The sequence below is a fragment of the Nocardioides marinisabuli genome (assembly GCF_013466785.1).
GTDB classification, from domain to species: Bacteria; Actinomycetota; Actinomycetes; order Propionibacteriales; family Nocardioidaceae; genus Nocardioides; species Nocardioides marinisabuli.
Window position 1 is genome coordinate 3,250,105 of the sequence record NZ_CP059163.1, and the last position, 17,244, is coordinate 3,267,348.

18 protein-coding genes are annotated in these 17,244 nt (G+C 74.7%); 4 read left to right on the forward strand and 14 right to left on the reverse strand.

All coding sequences use genetic code 11. From position 1 onward, the window contains the following. Window positions 1-11 precede the first annotated feature (11 nt). A complete protein-coding gene (locus H0S66_RS15585) occupies window positions 12-248 on the reverse strand; it encodes a hypothetical protein (RefSeq protein ID WP_179616191.1) in 237 nt (78 codons plus the stop codon). Continuing rightward, entirely contained in the window at window positions 245-1,117 is an 873-nt protein-coding gene (locus tag H0S66_RS15590; RefSeq protein WP_179616192.1) for a sigma-70 family RNA polymerase sigma factor, read from the reverse strand. Before H0S66_RS15590 ends, H0S66_RS15585 begins: the two co-directional genes overlap by 4 nt. Before the next feature lie 98 nt (window positions 1,118-1,215). On the opposite strand from H0S66_RS15590, the gene H0S66_RS15595 reads away from it, so the two are divergent. Both H0S66_RS15595 and H0S66_RS15600 read left to right on the forward strand, forming a co-directional pair. Continuing rightward, a complete protein-coding gene (locus H0S66_RS15595; RefSeq protein WP_179616193.1) occupies window positions 1,216-1,845 on the forward strand; it encodes a TetR/AcrR family transcriptional regulator in 630 nt (209 codons plus the stop codon). A gap of 49 nt (window positions 1,846-1,894) precedes the next feature. Beyond that, window positions 1,895-2,854 (forward strand): oxygenase MpaB family protein, encoded by a 960-nt coding sequence (locus H0S66_RS15600; RefSeq protein WP_179616194.1) that lies wholly within the window; start codon window positions 1,895-1,897, stop codon window positions 2,852-2,854. Here the strand turns inward: H0S66_RS15600 and H0S66_RS15605 are convergent. Then, the gene (locus tag H0S66_RS15605; protein ID WP_218876347.1) at window positions 2,851-4,011 is read right to left on the reverse strand and encodes an MFS transporter; all 1,161 of its coding nucleotides are present in this window, start codon (window positions 4,009-4,011) and stop codon (window positions 2,851-2,853) included. The two genes, H0S66_RS15600 and H0S66_RS15605, sit on opposite strands and share 4 nt — an antisense overlap. Before the next feature lie 185 nt (window positions 4,012-4,196). On the opposite strand from H0S66_RS15605, the gene H0S66_RS15610 reads away from it, so the two are divergent. After that, window positions 4,197-4,373, forward strand: coding sequence for a hypothetical protein (locus H0S66_RS15610; protein ID WP_179616196.1), 177 nt, complete (start codon window positions 4,197-4,199; stop codon window positions 4,371-4,373). A 43-nt stretch (window positions 4,374-4,416) separates the two neighbouring features. Here the strand turns inward: H0S66_RS15610 and H0S66_RS15615 are convergent, their stop codons facing one another. From H0S66_RS15615 to H0S66_RS15665, 11 genes are all read right to left on the reverse strand, one after another. Beyond that, window positions 4,417-5,511 (reverse strand): class I SAM-dependent methyltransferase, encoded by a 1,095-nt coding sequence (locus tag H0S66_RS15615; protein ID WP_179616197.1) that lies wholly within the window; start codon window positions 5,509-5,511, stop codon window positions 4,417-4,419. A gap of 106 nt (window positions 5,512-5,617) precedes the next feature. Then, complete coding sequence (locus tag H0S66_RS15620; protein WP_179616198.1) at window positions 5,618-6,499, reverse strand: sucrase ferredoxin; 882 nt, start codon at window positions 6,497-6,499, stop codon at window positions 5,618-5,620. Next, entirely contained in the window at window positions 6,496-7,731 is a 1,236-nt protein-coding gene (locus tag H0S66_RS15625; protein WP_179616199.1) for a cupin domain-containing protein, read from the reverse strand. Before H0S66_RS15625 ends, H0S66_RS15620 begins: the two co-directional genes overlap by 4 nt. Then, window positions 7,731-7,982 carry a BatC protein gene (locus H0S66_RS15630; protein WP_179616200.1) on the reverse strand — a complete coding sequence of 84 codons (252 nt, stop codon included), beginning with the start codon at window positions 7,980-7,982 and terminating at the stop codon, window positions 7,731-7,733. Before H0S66_RS15630 ends, H0S66_RS15625 begins: the two co-directional genes overlap by 1 nt. 120 nt (window positions 7,983-8,102) lie before the next feature. Further along, window positions 8,103-9,251, reverse strand: a complete 1,149-nt coding sequence (gene nagA, locus H0S66_RS15635) for an N-acetylglucosamine-6-phosphate deacetylase (protein WP_179616201.1) — start codon at window positions 9,249-9,251, stop codon at window positions 8,103-8,105. 14 nt (window positions 9,252-9,265) lie between these two features. Further along, on the reverse strand, window positions 9,266-10,051 hold the full coding sequence (nagB, locus tag H0S66_RS15640) for a glucosamine-6-phosphate deaminase (protein WP_179616202.1): 786 nt from the start codon (window positions 10,049-10,051) through the stop codon (window positions 9,266-9,268). Between the two features lie 67 nt (window positions 10,052-10,118). Next, entirely contained in the window at window positions 10,119-11,645 is a 1,527-nt protein-coding gene (locus H0S66_RS15645; protein WP_218876348.1) for a sodium:solute symporter, read from the reverse strand. Continuing rightward, window positions 11,645-12,862, reverse strand: a complete 1,218-nt coding sequence (locus tag H0S66_RS15650; protein ID WP_179616203.1) for an anhydro-N-acetylmuramic acid kinase — start codon at window positions 12,860-12,862, stop codon at window positions 11,645-11,647. Before H0S66_RS15650 ends, H0S66_RS15645 begins: the two co-directional genes overlap by 1 nt. Continuing rightward, entirely contained in the window at window positions 12,859-13,779 is a 921-nt protein-coding gene (gene murQ / locus H0S66_RS15655; protein WP_179616204.1) for an N-acetylmuramic acid 6-phosphate etherase, read from the reverse strand. The genes H0S66_RS15650 and murQ overlap by 4 nt, the downstream gene beginning before the upstream one ends. Continuing rightward, entirely contained in the window at window positions 13,776-14,738 is a 963-nt protein-coding gene (locus tag H0S66_RS15660; protein ID WP_179616205.1) for an N-acetylglucosamine kinase, read from the reverse strand. The genes murQ and H0S66_RS15660 overlap by 4 nt, the downstream gene beginning before the upstream one ends. After that, entirely contained in the window at window positions 14,738-15,469 is a 732-nt protein-coding gene (locus tag H0S66_RS15665; RefSeq protein WP_179616206.1) for a GntR family transcriptional regulator, read from the reverse strand. Before H0S66_RS15665 ends, H0S66_RS15660 begins: the two co-directional genes overlap by 1 nt. Before the next feature lie 242 nt (window positions 15,470-15,711). Here H0S66_RS15665 and H0S66_RS15670 point away from each other — a divergent pair, with 242 nt between their 5' ends. Continuing rightward, window positions 15,712-17,235 (forward strand): lysozyme family protein, encoded by a 1,524-nt coding sequence (locus tag H0S66_RS15670; protein WP_179616207.1) that lies wholly within the window; start codon window positions 15,712-15,714, stop codon window positions 17,233-17,235. The last annotated feature ends 9 nt before the right edge of the window (window positions 17,236-17,244 follow it).

The window sequence follows — 17,244 nt, forward strand, 5'->3', positions numbered from 1 at the left end:
CGCGGCCGGGCTCAGTCCTCCGGCAGGTCGGCGAAGGCCTGCTTCATGTCCCGGTACCACCCCAGCGAGCGCTTGGGGTGGCGCCAGCGTGACTTCATCTCGTCGCGTGCCGGCTGGTGGCTGGCGTCGCCCGCCTTCTCGGCCTCCTTGAGGTGCCGGTCCTGGGCGTTGATCACGTCGTCGGCGCTCTCGCCGTGGTGGGCCAGGTCGCAGGGTCCGCCCAGCTGGTGGCAGGTCATGGTCTTCATCTCGGTCCTCTCGTGGTGGGGTGGCGGCGCGAGGTCCGCGCCAGCACGGTCGGGTCGGCCCGGAAGTCGATGCGCTGCACCAGGCCGTCGACGACCGTGAAGTCGAAGAGCACGCGGGCCGTGCCGCGGTCGTACCAGGCGGCGCCGGGTCGTCCGTCGACGAGCACCGGCAGCGCGGCCCGGGCCGCGCCGTCGAAGAACGCCGCCACCTCCCGGCGCCCGGCGATCCGCGCGGGCGTGCCGATGCCGACGGCCGCCTCGTCACCGACGACGACGGCGTCGGGGGCCAGCAGTGCCAGCAGCCGGGTGAGGTCACCGCCCCGGGCGGCGCCCATGAAGGCGTCGACGACCTCCCAGTCGGCCAGCGCGTCCTCGGGTGCGGGCTGGGCCACCTTCGCCCGGGCCCGGGAGGCCAGCTTGCGAGCGGCGGCCGGCGTGGTGCCCAGCGTCGCCGCCACGGTCTCGAAGGGGAAGCCGAAGCTGTCGTGCAGCACGAAGGCCACGCGCTCGCGGGGGCTGAGCCGGTCCAGCACGACCTGCAGGGCGACCCCGACCGTCTCGGCCAGGGCGACCTCGTCGGCCGGGTCCGCGGGCGGGTCGCCCCGACCGCCGCCCCGACCGTCCACGAGGTCGTCCGACCCGAGGTCGGCGTGCGGCAGCGGCGTGCGCGCTCGCAGGCGGTCGAGGCACAGGCGGCCGGTCACGGTCGTCAGCCAGCCGGCGAGGTTCTCGATCTCCGCGTCGGTGCGGTGCAGCCGCAGCCAGGCCTGCTGCACGACGTCCTCGGCCTCGCCCGGGTCGCCGAGCACCCTGGTCGCCACGGCCACCAGGCGTGGGCGTTCGGCCTCGAACTGCTCGGTCCGGTCCACGGCCCCCACCCTCTCATCGACGTTCCTCTCCCTCCTGACGTCCGGCGGCCCCGGGTTGTGACGGTCGCGGGCGCGGGGCGCGGCACTAGGGTGACCGCGTGGATCTGGGAGCGGTGCTGGGACGGGCCTTCGGGGGCGGGGCGAGCGGGGTGCCCGACGACGCGACGGCGACGAAGATCCTCGACGCGGCGGTCGCGGCCTGCGCCGCACAGGGGATCGGGGCGGTGACGATCGACGGGGTCGCGCGGCGTGCGGGGGTCAACCGGGTCACGGTCTACCGGCGCTTCGGTGACCGTGACGCGCTGCTCCAGGCGATGACGCTGCGCGAGGGCGAGCAGATGGCGCAGGGGATCCTCTCCGCGCTGGAGGGGTTCGACGACCCGGTCGAGCAGCTGGTCGAGGGCTTCGCGGCCGCGCTGCGGCTGGCCGAGGCGCACCCGGTGATCCGGCGCACCGCCGAGCACGAGCCGCAGGACCTCATCGCGGCCGGCCTCGCCGACGACGCGGCGCTGCTGAGGATGGGCAGCGCCTTCGCCGCGGCCGGCGTACGACGCCTGCAGGCCGACGGTCGCGCCACCCACCTCGACGCGGACGCGGTGGGGGAGACGATGGCGCGGCTCTTCGCCTCCTTCGTGCTGCTGCCGGCGCAGCACGCCATCGACGTGCGCACCCAGGAGGGGGCGCGGGCCTACGCGCGCCGCACGCTGGTGCCGTTGCTGCTCGGGTGAGCGCGCCGCACCCTTGACCTGATGTAACACTTGCGTCACTCTGTGTTGCATGACGCGCATCGAGCACCAGCCCCTCGACCACGGCATCTTCGGCCCCGGTTCGGTGACCTGGAAGGTCTACCGCTGCCCGACCTCGATGACGGTCGGCTTCGCCCGCACCGCGCTGACCGAGATGTTCGACCCCCTGGTCGTGGCCTCGGTGGCCGGCACCGGCTCGCTGCGCGAGCGGGCCTCCGACCGCTACGACCGCACCCTGGAGTACGCCGGCGCGCTGGTGCTGGGCGACAGCGCCACGGCCGCGCGGATGGCCGACACGTTGATGCGCATCCACTCGCGGGTGGGCGGCACCGACCCGGTGACCGGCCAGGACTACGACCCCAACGACCCTGCCGGCCAGCTGTGGATCCACCTGACCCAGTGGCAGTCGGTGCTGCACGTCTACGAGCGCTTCGGCCCCGGCCCGCTGAGCGAGGAGGAGGAGCGCCAGTACTGGGCCGAGTGCGCGATCGCCGCGAAGTTCCAGACCATCGACCCCGCCGACGTCCCGCGCGACCGCGCCGAGATGCGCGCTTATTACGAGCGGGTGCGCCCGCACCTGGTCGTCAGCGACGTCGCCGTCGAGCACGCGCTGCTGGTCCTCGAGGGCGGCAACCTCGCCAGCCGGCTGCCGGGGCGCCTGCGGGTGCTCAGCCCGCTGGTCCACCGGGTGCTGCGCCGGGCCACGATCGCCACGCTGCCGCGCTGGATGCGGGAGGCGATCGGGACCCGCCAGGGCCCCGTCGTCGACGCCCTGGTCACCGCCGTCGTCCGCCCGGCCCTGCGGCTCGCGGCCCGGCGGCCGCAGGCGCTGGCCCGGGTGCTCGCCGAGTCCTCACCCCGGGCCTACCCGGTGCTGGCCCCCGCAGTGCTCGACATCGAGCCCGAGCGTGCCGAGACCGTGACGGTCGAGGAGGCGTTCCGGCGCCTGGGGCGGCCGATGCCGCGCGAGCAGCACCTGGGCCGTGTCTAGGGCCCGTCGGGGCCTGCCGCCTCCGGCAGCGTCTCGGGTGCCCCGAGCCACGGCAGGAGCGCGACCAGGCTGACCAGGGCGGTGGTCGCCAGCGCCCACCCGAAGCCGGCCTGGTCGGCGATCACCCCGACCAGGATCGGCCCGACGATCGCTCCCGAGTCCTGCGCCATCTGGAAGGCCGCCAGCACCTTGCCCCCGCCGCGCTCGTTGCCGACGACGTCGGCCACGGCCGCCTGCTGCCCGGGGTTCACCAGGCCGGCGCCGAGCCCGGAGACGGCGGAGAGCACCAGCAGCACCACCAGGTCGTCGGCCAGGCCGAGGAGGCCGAAGCCCAGCGCGGTCACCGCGAGCCCGGAGATCACCAGCGGTCGCCGGCCCAGGCTGTCGGCGACCCGGCCGGCGACCTGCAGGCTCAGCGCGGTGCCGACGGCGGCGACGCCGAGGGCCGCCCCGGCGACCCAGGGCCGGTCGTGGACGGTGATCGCGAACTGGGGGAGCACCGCCACCCGCACCCCGAAGTTGCACCAGCCGTTGGCGAAGCCCGAGGCCAGCGCCGCGCGGTAGGCAGGGTGGGCCATCGCCTCGCGCACCGGCATCGGCGGGCGCTGCGGCTGGTCGGCGGCGGGCCGCAGCCGGGCCCCGCTGAGCCGGGTGCCGACCACGACGACGGCGACGACCAGCGCGCCGGCGTACACCACGAAGGGCACGCGCAGCCCGAGCGAGGCCAGCAGTCCGCCGAGCACCGGGCCGAGCATGCCGCCGACCAGGAACGCGCTGGCGTACGCCGACGACACCCGGCCACGGATGCTGGGCGGTGCGAGGCGCACCAGCAGCGCCATCGCCGAGACGGTGAACATGGTCGAGCCGAGCCCGCCCAGCCCGCGGAAGACCAGCAGCTGCCAGTAGGACTGGGCGAAGGCGGTCGCGAGCGACGACGCGGCGACCACCAGCAGGCCCGTCAGGTAGACCGGGCGCTCGCCCAGCCGCGAGACCAGCGCGCCGCCGGCCGGGGCGAAGACCAGCCGGAAGAACGCGAACGCCGAGACGACCACCGACGCGGCTGCCACGCCGACGTCGAAGGTGCGCGCGTACGCCGGCAGCACCGGCGCGATCAGGCCGAAGCCGATCGCGATCACGAACGCTGCACCGATCAGCACCCAGATCTCGCTGGGGATCGGTGGGCGTGCGCCGCCCCGCGGGCGTCGTGCTGTCCTCATGCGTCCTGCGCCCCGTGCTCCACGCGCAGACCCTACGCAGCCCGTTCGCACGGGGACGGGGCAGTGGTGCCGCCTAGGCTGGTCGGTGCCCACCGAGGACGGAGCACGACACCGAGGAGGAGAGCGTGTTCGAGCTGGTGCTGACCATCGTGGTGCTGCTGGGCGTGGCCCTGGCGATCCTGCTGTTCGAGCGGCCCCGGGCGCGGCGCATCGAGCGCGACCTGCGCGACCAGGCCGCCGAGCGCCGTGGGCCGGGCCCCGAGGCGGAGGCGGGGCCCGATGACCCGCCGGACCGTCACTGACGGGCTCGGTCGTCCAGCGTCGTGCAGCGTCGTCCAGCGCCCGTCAGCGTCGCGCGACGTAGTAGGCGTTGATGAAGTCCGTGGGGACGGACTCCACCCGGACGTCGGTGAACCCGGCCTCCGCGAGCATCTGCTGGGCCAGCTGGGTGCCCCACACGGTGCCCAGCCCGTCGCCGCCCAGCGCCAGGGAGACCGGCATGCAGTGCATCGTGGAGACGGCGTAGAGGAACGGCGCCCACGGGATCTCGACGTTGTCGTCGACGTCGCTCGAGGCGCGGATGTCGACCATCAGGAAGACCCCGTCGGGGGCGAGGTGCTCGGCGACCTGGCGCAGCACCCGGCCGGGGTGGGCCTGGTCGTGGACGGCGTCGAAGGCGGTGACCGCGTCGAACGTCCCGGTGCCGCTGAGGTCGGCGACGTCGCGCACCTCGAAGTGCGCGTTGGTCAGCCCCCAGGACGCCGCCTCCGCGCGGCCGACCGCGACCGCGTCGGTGGAGAAGTCGTAGCCGACGACCTCGCTGTCGGGGAACGCCCGGGCGATCAGGTTGACGGCGTGTCCCTGGCCGCAGCCGATGTCGGCCACGCGGATGCCGGACTCCAGGCGCTCGGTCAGCCCGGGCACCAGGGGCAGGATCGTGTCGACGAGGGAGGCGTCGTTGGTCTGCGCGCTCTGCTCGGCCATCAGCTGGTGGAACCGGTGGTAGGACTCGTAGCCGACCCCGCCGCCGTGGACGAAGCTGCCGACCACGGCGTCCTCGACCTGGGCGAGCAGCGGGATGAACTGCATGAGGGAAGCCATGTTGTGCGGTCCCGCGGCCCGGGTGAGCAGTGCGGCCTGCTCGAGGGGGAGACGGTAGGTGTCCGCGGCCGGGTCGTGCTCGACGATCCCCGCGGTGGTCATCGCGCCGAGCCACTCGCGCACGTAGCGCTCGTGCAGGCCGGCGGCCTCGGCGACCCGACCGCTCGTCGAGGCCGGCAGCGACGCCATCGTGTCGAAGAGGCCCGTGCGGTGCCCGAGGCTCAGCATGAGCGCGGTGGCGCCTGCCGTCAGCGTGGCGAACAGCTCGCCCGCGACCGCCTCGACGCGGTCGGCATCGGGCTGCGTGCTCCCCGGCGCGGTCGTCGTGCCGGTCTCCATCCTTCTCACCCTCCTCGTGTCACTGTCACCTCCTTCGCAGGCTAGGCAGCCAGGACGAGGCCGCGCATCGACCAGGTGGTGTAGCCCGGGCGTCCGGACCCGGTCGTCACCCGCGGTCGGGCTCCACCGACACGACGTCCCACTGCAGCGCCCGGGTCGGGCGGACGGCCCGGCAGGTCAGGCGAGCCTCCGGGCGGCGGGTGCTGTCCACGACCACGCGCACCCGCGACGGGAGCGGGGGCCGCCCGGCGACGTCGACGGTCCAGCGGCCCGCGTCGAAGGTGCCGACCTGCTCGACCAGACGAGGAGCCGGGGCCCCGACCGGGGCCGGGCCCCACCTCTCGAGCACGGTGCCGAGCGCCACCTGCTCGGCGGGGTGCAGGCCGGCGACGCCGCGCAGCCGGGTCGCGTCGACCCGCCCGGCGAGGTGCGACCCGACGGTGGTGACGGCCTCGTCGGGGCCCAGGCCGCCGTAGCAGGCGAGGTCGGGGAGCAGCAGCAGGTTGGGGGCGAAGCGGTCGCCCCCCACGTGGCTGCACTCGTACGTCGCCTCGGGCCACCGCTCGGCCAGCGCCCGCGCGACCGGGCGACCCTTGACCGCGCAGCACAGGTCGTGGCCCCCGTGGGTGCAGACCAGGAGCAGGGGAGCGTCGTACGTCTCGCCGGCATCCGGGCGCAGGCTGACCAGCAGGTCCTCGGGCCGCTGCCAGAGCCCGGTGCGCAGACCACCGGCGTCGCACCGGTACCAGCGCCGCGGCCCGGTCAGCCGGTCCGCGGCGCCGTCGCGGCCGTGGCGTCGGATGAAGAGGGTGCGCAGCTGCGGGTGCCCCAGCTCCTGCAGCAGCGGGGTGGGCAGGTCGGCGCCGAAGGGGGCGGTGACCGGCCACGGCCCGGGGTGCTCGACCAGCAGCCAGTCGTGCTGCGGGGGCGCGGTCCCGAGCATCGGGTCGTGGCGTGCCGCGGCCTCGTCGGAGCAACGGCTCGTCATCCGGCGACGACCAGTCCCGCCTCGACCAGTCGACGGGCGCGGTCGAGGCCCAGGTCCGCGGCGGTGACGGCCCCACCGGCCAGGAGCCTCTCCAGCGCGGCGTCGGGCACGCCAGCCACGGGCACGCTGCCGGCGCGGGTGGTCAGGGTTCCTTGCACGAGGGTGGCCTCGAGGTGGGCACGCAGCCGCACCGCGGTGTCGTCGGTCAGCGACGTGGCCAGCGCGTGCTGGGCGAGGGGGCCGACGGGGGCCGCGCGCTGGGCGTCGCGGCGCCGCGAGCGCAGCCGCTCGGCGACCTCGTCGGGATCGATCGACTCGAGCGCGTCGCGCAGCCGCTTGCCGACCAGGTCGAGGTCGAGCTCCTCGCCGGTCAGCGAGGTGCCCAGCCCCAGGGAGGCGCGTGCCTCCTCGTCGTCGCCGAGCCGCTGCAGGGCCAGGGCCACGAGCTCCTCCGCGACGGCGTACCTGGTCCAGCTGTGCACGCCGAGGGTGAGGTGGACGGTGACGCCGCCCAGCGCGGTGGCCGAGTGCAGGTAGCCGCGGGGCAGGTAGAGGACGTCGCCCGGCTCGAGGACGGCCTCGATGACCGGCTCCCGCTCGGCAGCGCGTCGTACGGCGTCGCGATGGTCGGTCCACGGCTGGTCGCGCAGCGGCGAGGGCAGCACCGGCGCGTGGATCGACCACTTCTTGCGCCCCGCGACCTGCAGCACGAAGACGTCGTGCACGTCGTAGTGGTCGTCGAAGCCCTGGTTCTGCGGTGGCGTGACGTAGGCGTTGGCCTGCACCGGGTGGCCGAAGTCGGCGGCCAGCTGCTGGCAGAAGTCGATGACCGGCGGCCAGACCCGGTGCAGCCCCTGCAGGACGAGGGTGGCGCCGGCGGCGAAGAGCGCGCTCAGCTTGTCGTCGCTGACCTGGTCGGCGATGCCGGCGCCCAGGCCACCGGGTGCGGTGAAGGCGCCGTGGGGGAGCGTCGAACCGGCCTTGGCGACCCGCAGGAACGGGGTGCGCAGGCCGCGCTCGGAGACCAGCTCGTCGACCGCCCGCTCGGTGAGCAGGTCGTCGAAGCCGGCCGCTCCCGCCGCCACCTTGGCGGTGTGGCGCAGCAGCGGCTCGCGGGCCCACGACGCCTCGGCGAACCGGTCGACGTCACCGACCAGGCGGGCCAGTGCCGGACGGGCGGGGACGGCAGGCCCCGCGGTGGGGGGCCTGCCGTCCTGGGGCTGGTGCGACATCAGGCGGAGCTGTCCGCCCCACCGTCGGCGCCGCCGTCCTGGACGCCCGGGGTGCCGTCGGCGCCACCGTCGGCGGGACCCTCGGCCCCACCGTCCGCGCCCCCGTCCTGGACGCCCGGGGTGCCCTCGGCGCCGCCGTCAGCGGGGCCCTCGGCACCCGAGTCGGCACCGCCGTCGGCGCCGCCGTCGTGCACGCCCGGGGTGCCCTCGGCACCGCCGTCGGCCGGGCCCTCGGTCTCGGACTGGCTCATGTCGTCTCCCTTGCACGTCAGGGCCGCGCGGGCCCGGTCACGCGGCGCCGGTCGACGCCGTCCCCTCGTGTATAGCCAGTTCCGCGACCGGTGCCCACCCCCCGAGGGTGGCGGTCCCGATCAGCCGGCTCCGGCAGGGGCGCGGACCCACGCCCCCCGGGACAGGACGCCGGTGACGGCGAGCCCGTCGTCGAGGACGACGGCGTCCGCGGGCGCACCCACGCGGAGGCCGGCCTCGGGCAGGTGCAGCGCCCTCGACGGGACGATGGAGGTCTGCCGCACGGCGGCGAGCAGGGCCGTGTCGAGGTCCGGGCCGGCCTGCGACACCGCGAAGCGGAACAGGGCGTCCATCGTGGCGGTGCTGCCGGCGAGCGTGTCGCTGCCGACCAGCCGGGCGGCTCCCTCGACGACGTGCACCGCGAGACCACCCAGCTCGTAGGCACCGTCCGGCATGCCGGAGGCCGCCATGGCGTCGGTGACGAGGGAGACGCGGTCGCTGCCGGCTCGGCCCAGCACCTCGCGGTAGAGCGCGGGGTGCAGGTGGATGCCGTCGGTGATCAGCTCGACCGTCACCCTGTCGTCCTCGAGCAGGGCGAGGACCGGGCCCGGCTCCCGGTGGTGCACCGGGCGCATCGCGTTGAAGAGATGGGTCGCGACGGTGGCACCGGCCGCGACGGCGAGGCGGGTCTGGTCGTAGGTGGCCTCGGTGTGCCCCACCGCGGCCACGGCGCCGGCGTCGACGACCTGCCTGATGGCGGCCGTGGCGCCGTCCAGCTCCGGGGCGAGGGTGACCATGCGGATGGTCCCGCGCCCGGCGGCCAGCAGCGCGGCGAGCTCGTCGGGGTCGGGGTCGCGCAGGGCCGACGGCTCGTGCGCACCACATCGCTGCGGCGACAACCACGGCCCCTCGAGGTGGACCCCGCGGACGAGCCCGTCCTCCACGTGCCCGGCGAGCCTGTCGACCTGACGCAGCAGCGCCTCCGGCGGAGCAGCCACCAACGACGCGACCATCGAGGTGGTGCCGTGGTGGCGGTGCAGGTCGGCGGCCGCACGTGTCGCCTCGCGCGTGGCGTCGGAGAAGGCCCCGCCACCACCGCCGTGCACGTGGGTGTCGACGAACCCGGGGACGACGGTCACGTCGCTGAGCGGGGTGTCCGCCGCCCGGGGTGGGAGGCCGGCGCCGAGGGCGACGACCCGGTGGTCGGCGACCTCGACCCACCCGGGCCGCAGGACCTGCTCCCCGGTGACGATGCAGTCGGCGGAGATCATCTGGGGAGCCCGTGTCACAGTCCCTGCCACCCCGGTTTGGCCGCGTACGTCTCCCGGTAGTAGCCGGCCATCCGGAGGTGGCTGGCGGCCCCGTCGTCGAGCAGCACGCTCACGTGCGGGTGGTGCTGCAGGACCGTGGCCGGCCACGACGCGCTGACCGCCCCCTCGGCTAGCTCGTGCACGGCCCGGGCCTTCTCCTCCCCGGTGGCGATGAGCACGATGTGCCGTGCGGCCATGATCGTGCCCAACCCCTGGGTGAGGCAGTGGGTGGGCACCGCGTCGAGGTCGCCGCCGAAGAACCGCGCGTTGTCGAGCCTGGTCTGCCGGGTCAGGGTCTTGATCCTGGTGCGCGAGGCCAGCGACGATCCCGGCTCGTTGAAACCGATGTGCCCGTCGGTGCCGATCCCGAGGATCTGCAGGTCCACCCCGCCCGCCTCGGCCATCGCCTCCTCGTAGGCCGCGCAGGCCGCCGGGACGTCCTCGGCCAGGCCGTCCGGCCCGTGCACGGCATCGCGGGCGATGTCCACGCGTGAGGTGAACTCGCGGTCGATGACGTTGCGGTACCGCTCCGGGTGCTCGGCGCCCAGGCCGACGTACTCGTCGAGGGTGAACCCCCGCGCCTCGGCGAGGCTCAGCTCGCCCCGCGCACAGCGGGCTGCGACCTCGTCGTAGAGCGACAGCGGTGACGAGCCGGTCGCCAGCCCGAGCACGGCGGCGGGCTTCTCGTGGAGGAGCGCGGCGATGGTGTCGGCCGCGAGTCGTGCGATCGCCCCGGGGTCGTCGAGGATCACGATCTCCATGGTCGGTGCGTCCTTTCGCGGTGGGTGGTCTCGGTCGATGGGCTGCGTGTCGTCGGTCGTGGGGACCTCACACGCGTGAGCGCTCGTCCGACGTGGGGTTCGAGGCCAGCGGCGCGTCACCGGCGTGGCGCAGCGAGAGCAGCCCGCCGACGACCAGGGTGACGACCACCCCGACCAGCGGGTACCACTGCCAGGCCACGATCACCTGCGGGACACCGTCGACGGCGAGCACCCACTTCTCCAGCACGAACATGGTCGTGGTCGTGGCGGCGGCGCAGACGAAGGCGACGTTCGCGTCCGCGGCCCGGGCGCGCTTGTTGACGATGCCGAGGGCAAAGGCGCCCAGCAGGGCGCCGTAGGTGATGCCCGCGATCCCCAGCGCCAGGACGACGATGCTCCCCGAGTCGCTGGTGAAGAAGGCGGCCGGGGCGATGAACGCCAGGCCCCAGCCGACCGTGGCCCAGCGGCCGACGCGCAGACCCTCCTCGTCGGTCATCGGGGTCTTGCGGATCAGCGCGTAGGCGTCGGTGACGGTCGAGGAGGACAGCGCGCTGAGCGACGACGACAGGGTGCTCATCGCGGCGGCGAGGATGCCGGCCAGCAGCAGGCCCGACACGCCGGCCGGGAGCCCCTCGATGATGAACTTGGGGAACACCTCGTCGTTGCGGGTCAGGCCCAGCTCCTCGGGGCTCTGCTGCCCGAAGTAGCCCCAGAGCGCCAGCCCCACGACGAGGAACACCGCGAACTGCAGGAGCACCACGACACCCGAGAAGACGACGGCCTTCTGGGCGTCGACCTTGGTGCGGCAGGTGAGCAGGCGCTGGACGATGATCTGGTCGGCTCCGTGGGAGGCCATGGCGAAGATCGCGCCGCCGATCAGCGACGGGACGAGGGTCGAGGCGTCCGTGATCGGGTTGCCCTGGAGCACGAGGAGCTGGAGCTTGTCGGCGCTGGCGGCCTCACCGATCCAGCCCCATCCGATGTCGCTGGTGATGACGATGATGGACAGCAGTCCGCCGACGACGTAGAGCCCCATCTGGGCGACGTCCACCCACACCACCGCGCGGATGCCGCCGATGAACGTGTAGACGATGGTGACGACGGCGAGGCCGACGATGATCGTGAAGTAGCTGAGGTCGACGCCGATCCCCGCGAAGATCAGCTTCAGCGGGATCGCAGCGGCCAGCACCCGGATGCCGTCGGCCAGCAGGCGGGTGAACATGAAGGTGACACCCGCCGTCGACTGGGTGCTCCTGCCGAACCGCTGGCCGAGGTAGGCGTAGGCGGTGACCATCTCGCCGTTGTAGTAGCGCGGCAGCATCAGGGCCGCGACCACGATGCGTCCGAGCAGGTAGCCGACGGCGACCTGGAGGAACGAGATGTTGCCGACGAAGCTCATGACCGGGATGCCGACGACGGTCAGCGCGCTGGTCTCGGTGGCGACCACCGAGAGGCACACCGCCCACCAGGGCAGGTCGCGCCCGCCGAGGAAGTAGTCGTTGAGTCCCGTCTGCCTGCCACTGAGCCTGAGGCCGAGGAAGGCGGTCGCGACGAGGTAGATGACGATGACCGCCAGGTCCAGGGGTTGCAGCATCACAGTTCTCCTTCGGTGGGTGCCTGGGGCACGGGGGTGTTCTTCGGTCGGAGGCGTTCGGGTGGTGCGACTCGCGGCTCGGGCAGGCGGAGCAGCTGGTGCCCGGGAGTGATCCGGCCGGCGACGGTGCCCCGCGAGGCGCCGGTGCAGCTGGGCAGGGTCGCGGGGAGCCCGTGCCAGCTCAGCCAGCCGACGAGCGCCATCAGGACCGCTTCCTTGGCGTCGCCCGGCAGGCCCAGGCTCGTCGTGTCCTCCAGCACGACGCCGTCGTCCAGGCTCCGTGCCAGCTCGGCCATGAGCACCGGGTTGCGGGTGCCGCCACCAGAGGCGACCACGCGTGCCACCGCGTGCCGGCGGCACTCGGCCGCCACGGTCTCGGCGCTCAGCCGGGTCAGCGTGGCGACCACGTCGTTCGCGGCGAGGTCGGGTCGGGTGGACAGCGCCCGGTCGAGGTACCCGGCGTGGAAGAGCTCCTTGCCGGTCGACTTGGGGGCCGGCTGCCGGTAGTAGGGCTCGTCGAGCAGCTGGGCGAGCAGCTCGGTGTCGACCTCGCCGGCGGCTGCCATCGCGCCGCCCCGGTCGAATCCCCTCGGGTCGCCGGAGATGCGTCGGGCCATGACGTCGATCAGCGCGTTGGCGGGGCCGGTGTCGTAGGCCAGCGGGTCGGCGCCGGGTGCCACCACCGTGAGGTTCGCGATCCCGCCCAGGTTCAGCGCCGCCGTCACCTCCGCGGGGTCGGCGAGCAGCAGGTGGTCGAGCATGCTGGCGAGCGGGGCGCCCTGGCCGCCGGCGGCCACGTCACGGGCCCGGACGTCGGAGAGGACGGGGCACCCGGTCCGTTCGGCTATCCAGGCCGGTTGACCGATCTGCAGCGTGGCCCGCACCTCGCCCCCGGCGAGGAGGTGCTGCACGGTCTGGCCGTGCGAGACCACGAGGTCGCAGTCGACACGGGTCTCTGCGAGGACCTGCCCGATGGCCTCGGCGCTGAGGATGCCGAGGCGGCTGTCGACGTCGGCGACCAGGCTCAGTGGGACCGGTCCCGGCTCCAGGAGGCGGAGCAGGTCCCGACCGAGGTCGTCGGGGAACGCCACCTCGCGGTGGTCGAGCAGCTCCATCGTGAGCTCGTCGCCGGGGGCGTCGTCCGGGGTCGTGAAGTCCACGAGAGCGACGTCCAGCGCGTCGGCCGAGGTCCCCGTCATCAGTCCGGCGACGATCATGGCTGCTCCTCGAGGAGACGTCCGAGGTGCCCGCCGGTCGCGGTGAGGCGGGCGGCGGCCTCGACCGCCGGCACCTGCAGCAGCAGAGCCGCGATCGCGGTCTTGGCGTGCCCGTCGGCGTCCGCCAGCACCCGCCGGGCCTCGTCCGCGTCGACGCCGGTGGCCTCGCAGACGATGCGCACGGTGCGGGCGCGCAGCTTCTCGTTGGTGGCGACGACGTCGACCATCAGCGTGCCGTGCACCTTCCCGAGCTGGACCATGGCGATGGTGGAGAGCATGTTCAGGACGCGCTTCTGGGCCGTCCCGGCGTTGAGACGGGTGGAGCCGGTGACGAACTCGGGTCCCGTCAACGTCTCGATCGGCAGGTCGACGGCCGCGGCGAGGGCCGTCCTCGGGTTGTTGGTGACGCAGACGGTGGCCGCACCCGCCGCGCGCGCCGCCTCGATCGCCCCCAGCACGTAGGGGGTGCGTCCCGACGCGCTGATCCCTACCACCACGTCGCCTGCGTCGATCTCCGCGCGGCGTACGTCGGCGGCGCCGGCCTCGGCGTCGTCCTCGGCGCCCTCGACGGCCTGGGTGAGGGCGACGTCCCCGCCCGCGATCACGGCATGCACGACGTCGGGGCCGACCCCGAAGGTGGGCAGGCACTCGGCGGCGTCGAGGACCGCCAGGCGCCCGGGGGTCCCGGCTCCGAGGTACACCATCCGTCCACCGGCGCCCAGCCGGGCGACCACGGCGTCCAGGGCCGCCGTGATCTGGTCGGCCGCGGCGTCGACGGCGTCCGAGACCCGTCGGTCGCACTCGAGCTGGGCGGCCACCAGCTCACCGGTGCCCAGGCGCTCCAGGTGGACGCCGGGGCGCGAGGCCTCGGTGTCGAGGGCGGCGAGCTCGTGGCCCAGCCGTGCTTCGGCGGTCATCGGACGTCTCCTTGTGGGTGGCGGTCGGGGAGGAGCTGGTGGTGCGGGAGGTCGGGCCGCAGTGCCATCAGGTGGCCGCCGGCCAGGGCGTCGCCCTCGGCCGGCTGCCGGGTGGACCCGGGCAGCAGCGACTCCAGGTGGTGGTCGAGGGGGTCGGTGAGCACAGCACCGGCGTGCAGCAGCCCACCCGTGGTGGCCAGGACGACCGGGGGGCCGAGCCGCGCTCCGAGAGCGGCGGCGGCCACCGAGCCGGCGAGCTGCTCGGCGGCCTCCTCGCAGATGTCGCGGGCTGCGGGGTCGCCCTCCCGCGCGGCGTCGAAGACGTCGCGGGCGAAGGAGGCGACCAGTCGCGCCGGGTTGGCCGAGCCCTGGACGAGCCCGGGGATCCGGCGCGCCTGGCCCCACCGGGCCTCGGCCCTGGCCAGCAGGGCCTCGCTGCCGCCGCGACCGTCGTGGCGCCGCAGCGCCTGGTCGAGGCCGGCTCGACCGATGGCGTACCCGCTCCCGGCGTCGCCCAGCAGGTATCCCCAGCCGTCCACGAGGTGGAACCGGCCCTCCGCGGAGAGGGCGAGCACACTGACCCCGGTGCCGGCCGCCAGCACCACCCCCGCCCGTCCGGCGAGCGCCCCGGCGTGCGAGGTGATCGCGTCGCTGGTCAGGACGACCCGGGCGCCGGGGTACCGCTGGGCCAGGCTGGTCCGCAGCCGCGGGGCGTGCTCGACGGCGCTCAGCATCCCGGCCAGGCCGGCCACGACCGTCTCCACGGGACGCGTGGCCTCCGGAGGCGTCTCCAGCGTGGCCTCGGCCTCGGCCATCCGGGCCAGCGCCTGCTCCACCCCGGCCGGGTCGGCGAGGCCCGAGGGGCCGGGACCCTCACCGCGCGCGACGCAGGACCCGTCGACCCAGAGACCGACCCGGCAGCCGGTCTTGCCGGCGTCGAAGACGAGGACGGTGGACATCAGGGAGTCGTCCCGCGAGCGGGCTCGGCGACCTGCGGCACCGAGAGCTCGGTCCGGATCTGGTAGCGGTCGCCGCGGTAGATCGACCGGACGAACTCGACCACGGCCCCCTCAGCGGTCCAGGAGGTCCGCTCGAAGAGCAGAGCCGGCGAGTGCAGCGGCACCCCGAGCTTGTCGGACTCCTCCTCGTCGGTGACCGTGGGCTCGATCGTCTGGACGCCGCGAGCGATCGTCACGTCGTAGCGGGTGCGCAGCATGTCGTAGTAGGAGGCGTTCTCGAGGTCCTCCGGGCTCAGCCCGGGGACCGTCCCCTCCGGGATGTACAGCGCCTCGATCGACATCGGCTCGTCGTCGGCGAGCCGGAGGCGGGTGACGTGGACGACGTCGGCGGCCGGCGAGACCTCGAGCCGCCGGCCGATCCTCGCCCCTGCGGCGCGTCGCTCGAAGGACAGGATCGCCGACCCCGGGCGCAGCCCGCGAGCCCGCATGTCCTCGGTGAAGGACGTCGCCGACAGTGCGGTGTCGAGCTTCGGGCCGACGGCGAAGACGCCGGCACCCGGGCGGCGTCGCACCACTCCGCTGGCGACCAGCTCGTCGGTGGCGCGGCGCAGGGTCATCCGGGAGACCCCCAGCTCGCGGACCAGGACACGCTCGGGAGGCAGCTGCTCGCCGGGAGCCATGGTGTCGAGGCGGTCCAGCAGCTGGTCGCGGATGGCGTGGTACTTGGTCACCGGGTCATTCAGTCATGACACCGCGCCAGAAACAAGACCATTGGACTAGAAATTTGGACCAATGAGAGGACGAATCGAGGCCAATCGTCGAGCGACGGACGACCTGCCTCCCGGTCGTCACCGCGCGACGTGCCTCGCCGACGGTCACGGGTCGCGCAGGCCGGTCCCCTCCGGGGGTGGGTCCGGGAGCGTCGGACCGCCGGGACAAGGTCTTTGCAAGGTCGCCCGGTGAGCGTGGGGCCATGTCTTCGTCCCCAGGTCTCCGGGCGCCGCTGGCGGCGCGTCTCCGCACGGCGCTGGTGGCGACCGCGGTCACCGCCTGCGCCGTCGCCTCGGGCACGCTCGGCGCCGGCCCGTCCGGTCCACCAGGCCCGTCCGGTGCCTCCGGCGAGGTCGTGGAGGGCGCGCTCCGCTCCGACGTGCGCGGCGTGGCGCTCCCGAGTGCGGGCAGCCCGGTCGTCCTGCCCGCCGGGAAGGTCGCCGGGAGCGGCGTGACCAGGCCGGTGCGAGGGGTCGGCGCCGCCGGGGGAGAGGGCGTCGGCAGCATCCCGCCGGTCGCCCTCCTGGCCTACCAGCGTGCCGACACCGTGCTGGCCGAGGCCGCCCCGGAGTGCGGCGTGCCCTGGAGCCTCCTCGCAGCGGTGGGCCGGGTCGAGTCCGACCACGGCCGGCTCGGGGGCGCCGAGCTCGACGAGGACGGGGTCTCGCGGCCGGCGGTCGTGGGTACGGCGCTCGACGGCACCGGGGGGACGTCCGTCGTCCGCGACACCGACGCCGGCCAGGTCGACGGCGACGCGGTCTGGGACAGGGCGGTGGGGCCGATGCAGCTGCTCCCGTCCACCTGGAGCGTCGTGGCGGTCGACGGGGACGCCGACGGCGAGCGGTCCCCGGACGACATCGACGACGCGGCCCTCGCCGCGGCGGTGTTCCTCTGCTCCGACAGGTCCGGGCTCGACTCGCGGGACGACGTGCGAGCGGCTCTGCTGCGCTACAACCGCTCCCGCGACTACGTCTTGCTCGTGATGTCCTTCGCCCGTGGGTATGCCGCCAGCGCGGCTCCGGAGCCGTTCGCCCCCTCCCCGACGGTCCGCGCGCTCGCCACGCCCCCGGCGAGCAGCGAGCCCCGAGCCGGTGACGACCCGGGGGTTCCCGGCCGGGGGCCTCGGCGGGACGGCTCCGCGAGCGACTCCGGCGCAGGGGTCCGAGCTGGTGCGGCCCCCGCACCAGCGGGTCCCGTCGAGGACGGGGGTGCGCCCGGGACGCCAGGACCGAGTGCGGCTCCCAGCTCGTCCGCGACCGCGTCCCCGACCGCGCAGGAGACGGCCCCGGGAGCAGCGCCGCCCTCGAGCGCCGGACCAGCGCCGGAGACCGGGGCGCCGCCGCCGGGGACCGCCACGCCTGCACCGGAGACCGGGGCGCCGCCGGAGACCGCGACGCCGGAGCCGTCGGCGACCCCGGAACCGGAGCCTGCGCCGTCGCCCCAGGTGGTCGAGGGGCTGTGGACCGAGTGCGCTGCGGGTCGGTGCCTCGACGGTCAGCCGCTCGTCCTGGGCATCCCCGACCCGGTCTGCGAGATCAACGACTACGACGGTGACGGGGTCGCCGAGCCGACCTCGGGCGAGCTCGACGGGCTCGCCGGCCAGACGGTGGCGCTCACGGTGCTCCCGGACCCGGCGGGGTGGCTGGTCCTCGAGATCCGCGGGCTGACCTGGATCTCCAGCACCGCCCCGCAGCCGACCGTGTCAGGCTGCAGCCCGGTGCCCTGAGCGCGGAGC